The organism is Phaeodactylibacter xiamenensis, from assembly GCF_000759025.1.
GTDB lineage: Bacteria > Bacteroidota > Bacteroidia > Chitinophagales > Saprospiraceae > Phaeodactylibacter > Phaeodactylibacter xiamenensis.
This window is the reverse complement of the sequence record NZ_JPOS01000014.1, coordinates 5,001-20,161: the sequence shown is the minus strand read 5'-3', so window position 1 is coordinate 20,161 and position 15,161 is coordinate 5,001. Positions and strand designations below refer to the sequence as shown.

At 51.2% G+C, this 15,161-nt stretch carries 12 protein-coding genes; 6 read left to right on the top strand and 6 right to left on the bottom strand.

Annotation, left to right across the window (positions count from 1 at the left end; all coding sequences use genetic code 11):
• Positions 1 to 137: 137 nt before the first annotated feature.
• Entirely contained in the window at positions 138 to 1,397 is a 1,260-nt protein-coding gene (locus IX84_RS05840) for a dockerin type I domain-containing protein (RefSeq protein ID WP_044217459.1), read from the top strand.
• 169 nt (positions 1,398 to 1,566) lie between these two features.
• Here IX84_RS05840 and trhA read toward each other — a convergent pair whose 3' ends face one another.
• From trhA to IX84_RS05820, 4 genes are all read right to left on the bottom strand, one after another.
• Positions 1,567 to 2,190, bottom strand: a complete 624-nt coding sequence (gene trhA, locus IX84_RS05835; RefSeq protein WP_044217457.1) for a PAQR family membrane homeostasis protein TrhA — start codon at positions 2,188 to 2,190, stop codon at positions 1,567 to 1,569.
• 412 nt (positions 2,191 to 2,602) lie between these two features.
• Complete coding sequence (locus tag IX84_RS05830; RefSeq protein WP_052515795.1) at positions 2,603 to 3,700, bottom strand: SO2930 family diheme c-type cytochrome; 1,098 nt, start codon at positions 3,698 to 3,700, stop codon at positions 2,603 to 2,605.
• Positions 3,701 to 3,709: 9 nt separating this feature from the next.
• Positions 3,710 to 4,906 carry a parallel beta-helix domain-containing protein gene (locus tag IX84_RS05825; protein ID WP_072013642.1) on the bottom strand — a complete coding sequence of 399 codons (1,197 nt, stop codon included), beginning with the start codon at positions 4,904 to 4,906 and terminating at the stop codon, positions 3,710 to 3,712.
• 26 nt (positions 4,907 to 4,932) lie between these two features.
• Entirely contained in the window at positions 4,933 to 5,625 is a 693-nt protein-coding gene (locus tag IX84_RS05820; RefSeq protein WP_044217454.1) for a DUF4412 domain-containing protein, read from the bottom strand.
• A gap of 91 nt (positions 5,626 to 5,716) precedes the next feature.
• Between IX84_RS05820 and IX84_RS05815 the strand changes: the two genes are divergently transcribed.
• The gene (locus IX84_RS05815; protein WP_044217452.1) at positions 5,717 to 6,607 is read left to right on the top strand and encodes a competence protein CoiA family protein; all 891 of its coding nucleotides are present in this window, start codon (positions 5,717 to 5,719) and stop codon (positions 6,605 to 6,607) included.
• 306 nt (positions 6,608 to 6,913) lie between these two features.
• Here the strand turns inward: IX84_RS05815 and IX84_RS05810 are convergent, their stop codons facing one another.
• Both IX84_RS05810 and IX84_RS05805 read right to left on the bottom strand, forming a co-directional pair.
• Positions 6,914 to 7,930: a tetratricopeptide repeat protein gene (locus IX84_RS05810; protein WP_044217450.1), complete on the bottom strand. Its 1,017-nt coding sequence runs from the start codon at positions 7,928 to 7,930 to the stop codon at positions 6,914 to 6,916.
• A gap of 802 nt (positions 7,931 to 8,732) precedes the next feature.
• Complete coding sequence (locus IX84_RS05805; protein WP_044217448.1) at positions 8,733 to 10,187, bottom strand: aldehyde dehydrogenase; 1,455 nt, start codon at positions 10,185 to 10,187, stop codon at positions 8,733 to 8,735.
• Positions 10,188 to 10,468: 281 nt separating this feature from the next.
• On the opposite strand from IX84_RS05805, the gene IX84_RS05800 reads away from it, so the two are divergent.
• The 4 genes from IX84_RS05800 (at position 10,469) to IX84_RS05785 (ending at position 14,883) form a co-directional block, all read left to right on the top strand.
• Complete coding sequence (locus tag IX84_RS05800; RefSeq protein WP_044217446.1) at positions 10,469 to 12,379, top strand: YgiQ family radical SAM protein; 1,911 nt, start codon at positions 10,469 to 10,471, stop codon at positions 12,377 to 12,379.
• A 431-nt stretch (positions 12,380 to 12,810) separates the two neighbouring features.
• On the top strand, positions 12,811 to 13,569 hold the full coding sequence (locus tag IX84_RS05795) for a hypothetical protein (RefSeq protein WP_044217444.1): 759 nt from the start codon (positions 12,811 to 12,813) through the stop codon (positions 13,567 to 13,569).
• A 283-nt stretch (positions 13,570 to 13,852) separates the two neighbouring features.
• Positions 13,853 to 14,224, top strand: a complete 372-nt coding sequence (locus IX84_RS05790; protein ID WP_044217442.1) for a hypothetical protein — start codon at positions 13,853 to 13,855, stop codon at positions 14,222 to 14,224.
• Positions 14,225 to 14,364: 140 nt separating this feature from the next.
• Positions 14,365 to 14,883 carry a S41 family peptidase gene (locus IX84_RS05785; protein WP_052515794.1) on the top strand — a complete coding sequence of 173 codons (519 nt, stop codon included), beginning with the start codon at positions 14,365 to 14,367 and terminating at the stop codon, positions 14,881 to 14,883.
• Positions 14,884 to 15,161 lie beyond the last annotated feature (278 nt).

Here is a 15,161-nt window from a genome sequence, read left to right as displayed (position 1 = left end):
AAGGTTTCCGGTCAGAACATCTGCAACTATCGTGCAAAACCCTTATCTTGAGCCCACCTGCAAAGTGTCCATGTCTCCGAACAAACCTGCGCGCAAATATTTTCTCAACCGGTGCTTTGTACCACTAATCCCATGAAATGACGACTCAAAAGACATTAAACCTATTCTATTGCGGCCTTTGTTGGCTGCTGTTTTTTACGCCGCTCCATCTGACTGCACAGGACGCCATAAGTATCACTTTTGCCCCCCTTCCATCACAATGCATAGACGATACCGTCAACTGCACAGCCGCTGTAGCCTACGATTTCCAGGTGGGGGTGGACTGCCCTTTCGGGCAATTGCAGGTCGATGCCTTCCTCAATATTTTTAATGATGGCAGCCTAATCCCAATTGCCAATGCCCTAAGTGGTTCTTATCCGGCTTACAGCCTGAGTGGCAGCTATCCGCTGGGGCAGCACAGCTTTGAGGTGGTGGTGGACGATGGATGCGGGAATGTTCAGACTGCCGTATTGCCCTTCGAAGTAACAGATTGTGGGATAAGCACCCCGGTATGCAACGTTGGGGTCCTGGTCGAGTTAGTGCTGGATTATGAAACGGGTTTAGAGACGGGTCCACTGGCTTACCTGTCCTACCAGGATGTTTTAGCGCAGCCTGTGTTCGACTGCACCCCTCCGGTCACCTACTCCATCAACTTTGAAGGAGAGGCTGTTGATCCCGAACAGTACTCAATTTTGTTGGATTGTGAGCGTGAAGGCACACAAGTGCTGGAGCTGCATGCACAGGATGATTTAGGAAACAGCAGTAACTGTATTTCGTACCTTTGGGTCCAGAATAATTCGAGTTACCTCTGCGTGGGAGATTTATTTGGCATTAGTGGGCGAATAAGAACGGAAAACGGTGCCCCCCTGGAAGGAGTACCAGTAGCTATTTCCGGACAGTCATCTGTAGCAGCTTTGACTGATGAAATGGGGCGATACGCATTTCCCAGTATATCAGAGGGGCTCGATTACACCCTGACACCTGAATACGACGAAGCTCCCCTGAATGGCGTTTCTACCTTCGATATGGTCCTGATCAGCCGGCATATCCTGGGCGTACAGCCGCTGGACAGCCCTTACAAACGCATTGCTGCCGATACCAATGGGTCCGGTCACATTTCTGCCCTTGATCTTATTCAGCTCCGCCGCATGATCCTTGGCATAGAATCCAGCTTTGATAACCTCAGCAGCTGGCGTTTTGTGGATGCTGCCTATGTTTTTCCTGATCCTGCTAATCCTTGGGAAGAGGCCTTTCCGGAGGTGATTAATATCAATGACTTAGCTACTGCTGTAAGCATCGGTAATGATTTCATCGCCATTAAAATTGGGGATGTGAATGGGGATGCGGAGACGGATTAGGGGAAGGCAGAGCCCCCGGCGTTACCGCCCGGCGCACTTCTTTCGCCGGGCGTTCTGATTTTGAGTGTTTTTTACTTTTGGGCGCAGGAACGGATAACACCGGGGGAAAGGAGAGCCCCCGGTGTTATCGCCCGGCGCACTCCTTTCGCCGGGCGTCCTGATTCTGTGCCTACATCGCTGCAATCGCCCAAAAGTGCCCTGCCGTCCCACCAATTACAAAGAGGTGCCAAATAGCGTGGTGGTAGGGCAACCGGTGCCAGGCATAAAAAACAACGCCCAGGGTATAGGAAATACCGCCGAGGATGACCCCGTAAAAAGTAGGGGCAGACATCTCCTGCGCCATCTCCGGAATGGTGAGCGCGCCCATCCAGCCCATTACGAGGTAGAAAGCCACCGACAGCCATTCCCACCGCCCAAAGAAAAACAGCTTGTAGATCAGGCCGGAGAAGGCCATTGTCCAGATCACAATGAGGTAGAAACGACCGCTCTCTCCAGGAAGGTAATGTACGAGCAGGGGCGTATGTGTGCCTGCAATGAGAAAGTAAATGCTGATGTGGTCGAGCACGCGCAGGCGGTACTTCCAGCGCGCTCCGGTTACGGCATGATATATGGTTGACGTTGCGTAAACTTGTAATAGGGTGAATCCAAAGACCAGCATACTCAGCCATTCCCGAGCCGGTACAGCGCCGTATTGATTTACAAGAAGAGCCGGTACGGCGACGATCCCCAGCAATAATCCGAAGGCATGTGTGAGGGTGTTGGCGCGTTCTTCCTGCAGGGGAGTGGCGGTCATGGTTATTTCTTTTTTAGGGTAACGCTTTATGAGTGGAGAGGGGGCTGTAAAATGAATGAATTTCTGGCGGTCTATGGCAAAGCAGTCGGATTTTTGCCCTACGTTGGACCTGATTAAGTACTACAGCTTGTCTACGAGAGCGCAACAATTATGCTACGGATGGATTTAAGTTGCTGATAGCCATTTGTTTAGTTGATTTGTGTAATTTGTGATATTCCTTGTAGTCTAAATCCAGGCATACTATATTGCATTCGCAAGGACATGAACAACACCAAGCACCAACAAAAAGAAGAGATTGCTTTCTTCCTGATACCTCCCCCCAAATGAAAGCAATTCTTTTTCTCTTTTTTGTTCTCCCCACACATTAGGCTGTCATTTTTAGGGCAGCCTTTTTTGATTAAAAAATTCCGCTTTACTTTCCACAGTCTCCTTCCAGCCCTTTAATCCATTCGCGTACCAGCGCAATACCTTCTTTATGAGGCACGGCACGACCGATTTCGGGCATCATCACCCCGGGGTCATCGGCTTCCATACGGTACAACAGAATAGAGGAGTCAGGTTGCCCCGGCTGAATACCAAATTGCCGCCCACCGGAGCCTTTGCCAGCCGCTACAGGCGATTTGCAAATCCCCAGTTGTGCCGGATACTCCTGAAAGTCGGTGCCGAGATAAAGCCCGGTGGTGTGGGCAGGCCCTTCCGGATGATGGCAATGCCCGCAGTTGACCTCAAGATAGGCCAGGGCACGATCCGCTATATTACCCGTTTTGGGGTCGTCCCAGTCTGCCAGGGGGGCAAATTGCGCAGCCCAGTTTCCTGCCGTAAGCTTGCCGGCAGACTGCCAGCGTTCCAACTGATTGGCCGTTGTACCATCGGGGTAAGTCAGGGCTGCGTTCAGGTTACGCACCTTAGGGCCGATGGGCAGCAGCTTTTTATTCTGATTGTGGCAGCTCTTGCACTGGTTTTTATTAGGTACCGCATACTCTACGGTTCGGGCGAGGCCTTGTTCATCGGCCCAGCTGACAGGTTTGAAATCACCCACCAGATTGAGCTCCGCTTCTGTATCCTCGTCATTCCAGATGTAGGTGTAGGCATCCCATTCACCATCCCGCTTCATAAGCAGCCGGGTTTCGATCAAGTCCCAGTCCTGGTCAGGGCGGGCAAAATCAGCCGGGTAGTAGAAGGTCTTGATCAGCACCGTATGGTCCGGGAAAAGAATGCGGCCATCGGCATCTACGGTGGCTTGTACACTGTCCGGCATCCACACATAGCGGGCCTTGTGGGCATAGTCGGTAAAGAGGGGCGTGATCGGCTCGTAAGGGAGCACACCGGCATTGGGCACGGCTCCATTCGGGCTCAATGCCTGGAAAAAGGCATAGTCAGACAGCTTGGGGTAGGGGGCAGCGGCCGGGTCAAACTTTACGGCTCCCACATTTCCGGGTGCGGTACGGCACTGCCATAACAGGGCTGTGAGCATCAGGCAGTACAGGCTGTAGCGAATAAGGCGCATCATTGATGTTTTTTATCCTTTAGGGGCACAAGTATAGGCCGAGACGTCCTGTTGTACCTCCTCGAAATCATTGGCAGCATCCACATTGGCAAACCGCAGATCAGCCCCCGGCTGATCAATGCAGAGGTTCATCGGGTTGGAGCCGCTGCGGGTATCATCCACAATGCCATCGTAGAGAATGTCCTGTGGCTTGCCGGGAAACAGGTAGTTGACCATCTTTCCAAAATCCTTGCTGAGGTCCGGCATGGCGCGTTTGCGCTCGTAGGTATTGCCGTGGATGCGGATGTCGTAAGAGTAAGGGTCGTAGTTTTTGTCCTCCCAGGGGTTCTCTGTAATGTAGTAGCTGGCTACGGCCGTGCCAATGGTTTTGTGCCCGATAATTCGGTTGTTGTACACCTCCACCTCCTTAGCTGCGAGTAGGATGATGCCGGTACCGGGCGGGACAATTCCTACAATATTGCCTTCAGGGGCAAAGTTGGCGTGGTTGTTCTCAATGATGTCGTTGTCATACACTTTGCAGTCCCTGCCATTGCCTGCCGGCAGCTCGGGCAGGTCGAAGACGAGGATGCCACCGGTGTTTTGCTCTGACCGGTTGTTGTAGACTTCAGCGTGGGTACAATTTTCAATTTCGATGCCCGCTACATTCTCGTGGGCGTAGCAGTTGCGGACGACCACATTAGTACACTGACCTACGTAAATACCAGCATCAGAAGCATAGCTGGCTTCACAACCTTCAATGAGCACATTCCGGCTTGAGACCGGGTAAAGCCCGTAACCGCCGTTGGATTCGTGAGCCCCGCCCCGCCAGGATGTTTTGATATTGCGGATGGTAATACCGTTGCAGTCCTGTAGCTTGATGGCATCTCCTTTCGTATCCAGAATCGTGAACCCTTCAAGCGTGACCGAATCTGCCGTTACACGCAGCCCTTCTGCTCCGGCTTTTTGGTACCGGAAGGAAAGCACCGTGGCGTCTATGCCCGCACCACGAATGGTGACACTGGGAATGCCATCGAGCGAAAGCGGGCGGTCAAATTCAAAAGTACCAGCGGGGATTTCAACTACACTTCCGGGCTCAGCGGTGATCAGTTGTTCCTGCAGGGTTTGGTATAATTCGGTGGCGATCTCACCGGGCGCGGCCTCTTGTGGTGCCGGGCTGCAGGAGCTCAGCCACAAAAGGGCAGCAATGTAAAATATAGTATAGGGTTTCATGACAGAACTGAATTAGGGGAGGAGGGTTAGAACTTCATCATTTCTGATATAGGCTTTACGGTGTAGCCGTCCGGTCTTTCAAAGTGAGTGGCATCAACCGGTGCTTCATCCAATTTGACGACCTCCATGATTAGCCCCCCATCTACTCCGGGCGTGGCTATTTCAATCCGCATCGGAAGCCCCTCGATATTGGTGGAGCCGAAGAAACCCGTTGCCGATACATTGCCCTGATTGGGCACGGATAGCTGGGGCGCCTTAAAAGCGTCTGTTGCCCAGATCACCTGTTCGGTTTTTCCGCCCTCGTCGCTAGCTATGGTAAGAACGTATTTGTGGCAGGTATAGCCAAGAATTTCCATGGTCTCGCCGTCTACCTTTTTGGCCTGATCCTGATTGGCAAATGCCTCCTGCCCTTCCTCCATGTCTTCTTCTGACATTTCGAAGATCGTTTTTTCACTATCCTTGACCACATAGGACTGACCATTGCTGACAATAATACGCCCCATCATGTTCGCCACCATACCACCCACCATTTCGGTAGCCATTTGGTTGTCGCCATAGCGGGTAATCATCTTTTCGGGCATAAAGGCGGCCATCATGCCGGCGTCTTCTCCCTCTGCATTAAGCTTGTAGCTGTACTCCAGGGTTCCTTGAAAAGTTTTCTGTGCCTGGCTTAGTGTTAATGTGCTCACTGCGAGCAGTAGTACGAATAAAATACGCATGTTTCGGTTTTTGATTTTGCTTAAAGATACAAGAAATATGACGGTTTGGGAGTTGCATTTATTTGATAACGTGTGTATTTTGTTGTAAAAAATGCGCGCTTTACCTTTCGCTCTCCGCAATCAGCAGATTGTAAGTATTGATGAAGTCCCCCGTGGATTATCCTGTGGTTGCTCCTGCTTAGCCTGTGGTGCGCCTATGGTCGCCAAAAAAGGGAACAAACACGCCCACCATTTTGCGCACTACAGAGGGGCAGACTGTGGCCATGGGCTGGAAACGGGCCTGCATTTGCGCATCAAAGCCCTCTTCCGGGAAAGGCGCAGTATCGTAGTGCCGGCCCTGTACCTGCATCGGCAGTCGGTGGCTTACTTTCAGCCTTATTTGTTCAAGTACGACAGGGTGGAGGAAGAGCCTTATGTCGGGCAGCTTTATCCGGATCTTATCCTCCGCAAGGGGCAGCGAGCACTATTGCTGGAGATCGCCGTCACCCACCAAACACCTCCCCGGAAGCAGCAAAAACTTCGGAAATTAGGTATGCCTGCCCTGGAAATTGATGCGCTATCGTTGTACGAAGCGGTTCTGCAAGGCAGTGGGTCGCCTGATATCCGCGCATTCGAGTACGAATTGCAGCAGGGGACGGGCTATAAAAAGTGGCTGTTCAATCCGGCGCAGCAGCGGGCTGAGTTCCGCTTGCGCAAAATGGCGATTGCCCGGCCGGTCAAACACCGGTTGTATAAAGGCTATCATCAGTATGTGACTACGGACTGTCCACTGGGCAAGCGAAGGTGGCGCTCCGGTTACCGGGAGGGGCAGGCTTTTGCCAACGTCACTCAGGATTGCATGCACTGTCCGCGTTGTGCCTTTCTGGAGTACGAGACGGAATACGTCGGCTATCAGGAGGTCCCGCTTCTACCTGCCAGGGTGCACTGCTGGGGGCATCTGACTAATCGTCCAAAGCCCAAGCCATGGCAGACACCGGTGTAAGGGGGTTGAAGGCTAAAGGTTTTTAGATCAATGAAAAGACCCTGCCCCGAATAATCAGGGCAGGGTCTTTCGGCAAAAGGCAACTGCAGCTGGGCATTTAGACTATGCTTGGAGCGGGTTCGTCATGAAAATCAAGGAATCGTGGTTCCGGCCAAATCTTTTTTAGCACGTTTGGCGGGTGTTTACATCCAGACATTTATCGTCAGGGTCAAATAAGCTAAAAAAGATGACTCCAGAGAGCCTGCCCCGCACTTTTGCGGGGTTTAAAGTCCTTAGTTTTCAGTAGGAGTAAGCTCCGGGCATAGTCTAAATCGCCTGCAGCAATTCAGCAGCCCGCTCTGAGCCATAGTTAGCGGCTTCCTCCCAGACCTGTTGAAACCCCGATTCGCCCAGTTGCTGCAGGGTCATGCCCCGGTAGAGCAACAGTTCGGATTGTGGGACTTCCAGCCCGGTATTGATACTAAGGGCACCGTCGAATGCCTTTAGTGCGTCTTGGTACTTTTGCTGTTCGAAGAGGGCGATGCCGTAATTACACAGAGCCCGTTTGCGCCACTTGTAATTGGGATCATCTTCTGTGAATTGACGTTTGGTAACAAATTTAAGTTCAAATTCTGCTTTATCCCACTGTTTAAGCTTCAGATGGCATTCCCCCTTGATGCGGCGGGACTGCCAGAACATCGGCTGTAAAGGGATGGAGCCTTTGATTGCCATGACCAGGTCAGCAGCCGCAGCTGCATAATCTTCCTTCACGATGTAGACTAATGCCCGACCAAGGTAAGGCTCAGCCGCATTCGGGTTGATGTCGATACTCTTGGAGTAATCGTAGATCGCATCCTGGTAGTTGCGCAGCTGCTGATTCACAAAACCACGGCGTTCGTAGGCCTTGGCATGACGTTCATACTTGTCAATAGCCCGGCTAAGGGCCTTCATAGCTTCTTTTTCCCGGCCTTCTTCCTGAACCAGTTCCCGGCCCTTAAGAAAAGCCTGTACCGCTGCTTTGTCGCTGTTGGGCTCGATGAAGTGGTGTTTAACCACCTGCCCATCGTTGACCATCCATGCGCTGAAACTGCCGGCGATAGCATAATCCGCCACAAAGTTCAGAATGTTGATGGTATTGTTCCACTCTTTAGAAGTCGCTGCCTGAGCAATGTGCCGGGGCACATGCAAAGACTGAGACTTCTCATCGAAGACTTCTTCTCCGTTGAGCAGAATTGCGTTGCGGTAATAATTTTCAGAGCGGTGCTCGAACATGTCTACCATTTTTTGGTAGCTGCGTTCGGTGCCGAACTCGAAGTGACCGGAAAAAATAGCTTTGTAAGTCATTGCTGCTGCCTTTTGATATCCTCTGTTGTAGTTAATTCTTTAATATAGCACACCATCTTCTTCAGACCGTGTATTTGTTCCCGGAGCGGCTCTGTTAATCCAGTTTTCCGGATACAGCCACTGCGGGTAAAATCGCTTAACCTGGATTACCCCGGTCACTCCATGCCAGAGCAATAGGGGGTAGTTTGGTTTGAGGTCGTACAGGCTGAAGTCTCTTTTAGACCCTTCAGCTGCAGGCTAAGTAGATCGTATTTGTGCACTTCTCCGTAGGGGAAATACATCCCGTAATGGAAGGTCGCCTTTCAAAGTAGCCCTCCGGATGTACGAAGGGAAGTCTTGACAAGCTTTAAGCAAATTGGGGTAAGCAGCTGTGGCCCACAGCTATGAATTGCTCCGGACTGGTGCTGCGCGTCTTCTCAATTCCACCGGAAGGGAGACTATTCCCCCAATCTGGATCGGGTTATGTTTCGGATGGGAAATTTTAGCAACGCCATCTAATATTCAAAGATGGTATTTTTTTGCCGGAAAGGCAAGCTTCTTTGGTAAATTTTGAATGCCCGGCTTACAAGCTCAACGTACCTTAGCAGGTATTGGCGCTCAAAGCTTAATACATATGCTAGTACAAGCTGGGCACCTGGAAAAATATTTGACAGGGCCGCACCCTGGGCGAATAGAATTTTTTTCAGGCCTGAGTTTATTTGGCTTTTATAAATGTGGAAAACGTGTGGATAAGCCCTCTGCTTTCCACATTTTTCGCAAGCACCTTGTTAGGTCAGCTCCGGAAGTAAAAAATACCGCCGTTTTAGCGGTATTTGACACAGACATTTTTGGGCTCTGTAAAGAAACGCAGCGCTTCCTGCCCTCCTTCGCGCCCTATACCTGATTGCTTCATCCCGCCAAATGGGGTACGCAGATCGCGCAACATCCAGCAATTGACCCATACGATGCCTGCCTGCAAGTGTTCAGCCATGCGGTGTGCCCGGCTTACGTCCTGTGTCCATAGGGTGGCGGAAAGGCCGTACGGGGTGCCATTGGCGAGTTCCAAAGCCTCTGCTTCTGTGTCAAATGGGGCAATGCTGACTACGGGACCAAAAATTTCTTCCTGATTGGTACGGCAGTCGATGGGCAGCCCTTCTATAACTGCCGGCCGCAGGTAGTACCCATTTTCATAGGTACTTCCCGGATTGGCCACGGTTCCGCCACAAAGGATTTTCCCGCCTTCCACTTCGGCCAGGCTGAGGTAAGACTGCACTTTTTCCATATGGGCTTTGGAAACCAGCGCGCCCAGGTCTGTGTCCTTGGCCAGGGGCGGCCCGACTTTCAGAAACTGGGTGCGTTTGACCAGCTCGTCCCGGAAGCGTTCGTAGATTGGCCGTTGTGCATAAATGCGGGAACCGCACAGGCATATTTGTCCATTATTGGAAAACGAAGAGCGCAAAGTCTGCACCATCATCTCATCAAAGTCACAGTCTGTGAAGATAATGTTGGGATTTTTGCCGCCGAGCTCCAGAGAGAGCTTCTTGAACATAGGCGCGGCCGTGCGGGCAATATGCTGCCCGGTCTTCGTCCCTCCGGTAAAGGAAATAGCCTTGGTTCCGGGGTGTTCTACAATGGCTTGCCCGGCTTTAGGGCCAAGACCGTGCACAATATTTAGCACTCCTGCAGGCAGCCCGGCTTCAATGCAGGCCTGGGACAGAAGGAAGGCGGTCATGGGCGTCAGTTCGGAAGGTTTAGCTACAACTGTATTGCCGGCGGCCAGTGCCGGTGCGATTTTCCAGGTGAACAGGTAGAGCGGCAGGTTCCAGGGCGATATACAACCGACTACACCAAGGGGCTGACGCAGGGTGTAGTTGATGGCACTACCGGCCATGTGGTGGCTTTCGGACCCAAATTGCAGAGCGGCTGTCGCAAAAAAGCGAAAATTGGACTGCGCTCTTGGGATATCCACCGTGCTCGACATGGTGAAAGGCTTGCCGCTGTCCAGGGCTTCTGCTTTGGCATAAACCTCCAGATTTTGTTCTATAATGTCAGCGATGCGCATCATCAGCCGGAAACGGGTGCGGGGCTCCGCATTGGACCAGCCGGGAAAGGCTTCCTGAGCCGCTTTGACGGCCTGATCGACATCCGCCGGGCCGGAATCCGGAAAATAGCTGTACACTTCTCCTGTGGAGGGCGTTAGGTTCTCCAGGTAGTCACCGGACACTGCGGGCACAAGGGCACCATTAATATAGTTCTTGATGTACTTTTCGGCAGACATGCGCTTGGTTTTAGTTGGTTTCGCTTCCCGAAAATAGGCAATTGTATTGGATTTTGGTGCCTTTCCCGCTGCGGGTTGGTGCTTTTGGGGGGTGTTTCACGCATCGTATGTGGCGGTTTTCGCAAAGACCGGTAAATTCACTGGGCATAGCTATGCCTTTTTTCCCTTTGCGTGCACTTTACCTGAATTTTTCAGCCTCATAAGTGACCCCTTTTTACCCATTGATTGTTAGGGTTTTGTATGTTTGCAGATTGAATCGACACAAGTGAAAAAAACTGGTCATGCTAGACAATAGGCCCGTATCAGAGTGGCTGCCCATCACCCGGGCAGAAGTGGAAGCAAGAGGGTGGGATGAATTGGACGTGGTCATCATTTCCGGGGACGCTTACGTAGACCACCCGGCATTCGGCACTGCCGTCATCGGCCGTATTTTGGAAAGCGAAGGCCTGCGTGTGGCTATCGTACCACAGCCCAACTGGCAGGACGACCTGCGCGACTTTAAGAAAATGGGCAGGCCCCGCCTTTTCTTTGGGGTCACCTCCGGCTGTATGGACAGTATGGTCAACCACTACACCGCTGCCCGCCGCCGCCGCTCCACAGATGCCTACACACCGGGCGGTGCTGCTGGTTTCCGGCCTGACTATGCGACCATGGTCTACACCAAAGCCCTTAAGCAGCTGTATCCGGACGTGCCGGTGCTCATCGGTGGCATTGAGGCCTCTTTGCGCCGTGTTACGCACTACGACTATTGGTCCGATAAGCTTTTCCCTAATATTTTGGAAATGAGCGGGGCTGATATGCTCGTTTATGGCATGGGCGAACTGCCGCTGAGGGAGATCGTGCGCCTGCTGCAAAAAGGGGTGCCCTTCCACGCCATCGATACGGTACTGCAAACCGCCATACAGCGGGACCCGGAGCAGGTGCCGAAAAATAAAAACTGGGAAGACCTCTGGCTCAATTCTCATGAGAAATGCCTGCGGGACAAACTGGCGTTCGCTGCCAATTTCAAACACGTAGAGCAGCAGTCCAATAAGGTGCAGGCCAAGCGCATCCTTCAGGAGGTTAACGGAAAGACCCTCGTCATCAATCCGCCCTACCCACCTATGGAGGAAGAGGAGATTGACAAGTCCTTCGACCTGCCCTACACCCGCATGCCCCACCCCAAGTACAAAAAACGCGGGACGCCTCCGGCCTACGAGATGATCCGGTTTTCGGTCAATATGCACCGTGGCTGCTTCGGGGGCTGTAGCTTTTGCACAATTTCTGCACATCAGGGCAAGTTCATCGCCAGCCGTTCTGAGGAGTCTATTCTTAAAGAAGTGGAACAAGTGACCAAGATGCCCGACTTCAAAGGCTACATCAGCGACCTTGGGGGCCCCTCTGCCAATATGTACAAGATGAAAGGCAAGGTGCAGGAGATTTGCGACCGCTGCGTGGCGCCTTCCTGCATACATCCGGTCGTCTGTTCTAACCTGGACACGAGCCACAAGCCCATGACCGAGCTTTACCGCAAAGTGGACGCCCACCCTGAGGTGAAAAAAGCCTTTGTGGGCAGTGGTATCCGCTACGACCTGCTGGTGGATAGTTACAACAAGAATAACGATGGCAGCCTCGACGAATACATGGAGCAGGTGGTGACCTGCCACATCAGCGGCCGCCTCAAGGTAGCTCCCGAGCACACCTCAGACGATACCCTGCGGATCATGCGCAAGCCCTCCTTCAAGCACTTCCACGAGTTCAAGAAGAAATACGATGCGATCAATAAAAAGCACGGCCTTAATCAGCCGCTTATCCCTTACTTTATCTCCAGCCACCCGGGCTCCAAAGAGGAAAGCATGGCTAACCTGGCGGCTGAAACCAAAGACATGGGCTTCAAGCTGGAGCAGGTGCAGGATTTTACACCCACCCCCATGACAGTTGCCACGGTCATCTATTACACCGGCGTGCACCCCTACACCCTCAAGCCGGTCTACACAGCCAAGAGCAAAACGGAAAAACGGCAGCAACACATGTTTTTCTTCTGGCACAAGCGGGAGAACCATAAACAGATCCGCGAGAAGCTCATCAGCATCGGCCGGGAAGACCTCATTGAGAAGCTTATTGACGACCAAAAGAAGTTCCGGAAGAAAGAGTACGTCAAAAAGCGGAGTGAAGTAAAAAAGGGGAAGCGGAAGAAGCGGTACGGGCGGTAGTAATGGCGGAGTTGCAATTCTGAGCTAAATCAACGTCTTTTCAGCGAGAGTTCCTCATGTCGTATTTAGAATGTCTCCTCCCGCTTTTCCAATGGAGGCTACTTGCTATTTTGAGTCTCAGGGTGGGCGCCCTATGCCCATAAGCTCAGATTTCGGACAAGGAGAGTATTTTACCATGTGCCCTGATATTTACAGGGCCACTAATCGGGGGGTTGCCGATTATCACATCGAACTTTATTTAAGGTCACCTCGGTTCCAGGCAGCAGGTACTAATTGTTCTGGGTGTGCTAATGATTATATCGTTAGATTTCGCACCGATCGTGAATTTGTTGATGTAGGTCAAGATGAACAAACAGTTTGTTTTGATGATGCATTTATTTTTGCTAAACCATATTCGGCTATTGTTGATTGCCTTTAAAAAACCAATTGCTATGCGAATAGTATTTGTTTTATTTACGTTAGCATTATTAGGCTTTGGGTGTACTAAAGATAGTCTGTCCCTTTCTAAACTGAAAGAAACCCTAACCCTAATCGATATTTACAGGGCAGTTACTAATGAAAGCCTTGATGCATCACTTACCATTGACAATTATCAGGCTAACTTCGGATTTTCAGAAGAAGATAGGGTTACCTTGGTATCCACTGCCTGTGTTCCCGGTAAAGATATCTGCAAATATTCTAGTATCGCAGTCGATGACCTTCAACTTAAATTTGAAGAAGGTACCAACCGGTATCCTCACGATCCGATTTATAATGACCTTTTTGGGAAAACGGTTTCCGTTAGTTTGTTAGAAGGTGAAGGCGTCATTGGAAGAAACGGAATTTTGACTCAATTATATATCCCTCATGCCTTAGAAGTCGATATCAATGAAGTGCCGCAGTTGTCAAATAGCTTCGTGCTAAATTGGAATGCTGATCAGATGAATGAGCTTGGGGTTTATATAATTGTCCAGTATGCAGCTGTAGAGAACCCTAACTTCGTAGATGACTTCCCAGAAGAAATTGTCAACTATATCCAAACGGAAGATGACGGTAGCTATGTTTTTCAAGTGAATGACTTCCCAGATATTCCTGAAGGCTCTTTGGTTACCCTCAAAATCATAAGGGGGGCTTTTGAACTGGCAGAAGAAGGTGAGGACCTCATTCGGGTATTTGCACTTTCTCATGTAACCGGTTATGCCCGGTTTTAAGTGCGAGCTGAAATCGTAAAATTTGATGCTGATGCCTTGTCTTTTAAGATGGGGCATCAGTATATTTTTGGACAAACCTGGACAAGTCAGGCCCGCAAACTATTGTTGCCTTTGCAGGGACAGCTGTCTGACCTATGCCATTTTCATTACTTGATCTTACCATTTTTATCAGCCTTGCACAGGGTCTTGTGTTTGGGGGTATCCTCCTGAGTGCGCCTCAGTTCAAAGGCACTGACAGCCGTTACCTGGCTTTTCCTTTCATACCAGCTATGTCTACAAGGGTTTGGGGATAGACACCTGGCAGTTTACGCAGGTAGCCCTTGGCCCGGCATATCAGTACCGCTATCCGGTGTGGAAAGGCGGTGTGGAAGCCGCGTTTAGCCTTCCTGTTAGCAGCCTGGTGGTGCGGCCGAACTATGCCTTCGACCCTTCTTTGCCAGATGAGACGAATTATTATTTTGGGTACTTGCGCACAGGGACCCAACTGGTGGCTTTCCCAAAGTTGTTCAATCCGCGTTTTAGGGCGGGCTATGTCTTGCCCCTGGAAGATGCTAAGTCGGTGGGGGCTTACTATAATATGGAGTGGCTAAGCTACCCGGACCCGCGCCCGCTGCGTGTTTTTACCCACGGTGTAGACCTTGTTTATTTCTTTTAGCGTGAGCGATGTGAAGGGGTGGCTTTGAAGCCAGACCCATGCGCAGCGTAGTGGCCGAGCAAATAGCGAGCTCCGAAACGTAGCGCCCATGTGCCGATAAGGCATGGGCACGCCCAAAACCTAACATTCTAGATGAATCAATGATGAAAAAGTACACCATATATATATGTATCCTTCTTAGCCTTGTTTCGCTCTCGTGCGAGAAGCATATTGACGGGAAAACCGTGGCTTCGTATTTCAGGGCAGAGCGCCGGCTTTATATGACTACTTCCATTAAGAATGGTCCCGGGCCGGATGATTTCACAACGCCCGAGCAATGGCTCATTGAACCAAAAGGGGGAAGATTCGGGCAGCCCGTCGTGCTGCTCACGCACCGGCAGACGATCAGTGCACGGGAGACCTTTGCTCTGGCGATGCGCACTTCGCCGCAGGTAACCACAGTAGGGGACACCACCGCGGGGGCTTTTTCCAACCTGCTGCTTCGGGAATTACCCAATGGATGGGGCTATAGCATGAGCATCGGAGAGTGGAGGGCAGCTGATGGCAGTAGCTACGAAGGCATTGGGTTGCCGCCCGATGAGGTCGTACAGAACGACCGCGCGGACTATCTGAGCGGAAAAGATGAAGCGCTGGAGCGGGCTATTGAGCTGCTCCGGTAGCAGGCTAAAAAAAATTTTCGGCCGAAAACCAGACGATTGCCAGTATGTGGCCCTGTAGATTTAGTGTTTTGATTTCGACATGGCTCTGGTTTTGTGAGATAACCAAATGATGGCCGCCACCTGACTTTCCCCGATCGAGAAAAAAAGGGGCGTTGCTTGCGAGAAATAAAAAAGCGTTTTACATTTGCAGTCGCTTCGCAAGAGAGGCGTTGCTCGGAAGAGCGGTTGAAAAAGTTGCAAAATAAGTTTGGTGGTTTAAAAATCAAGTTTTATCTTTG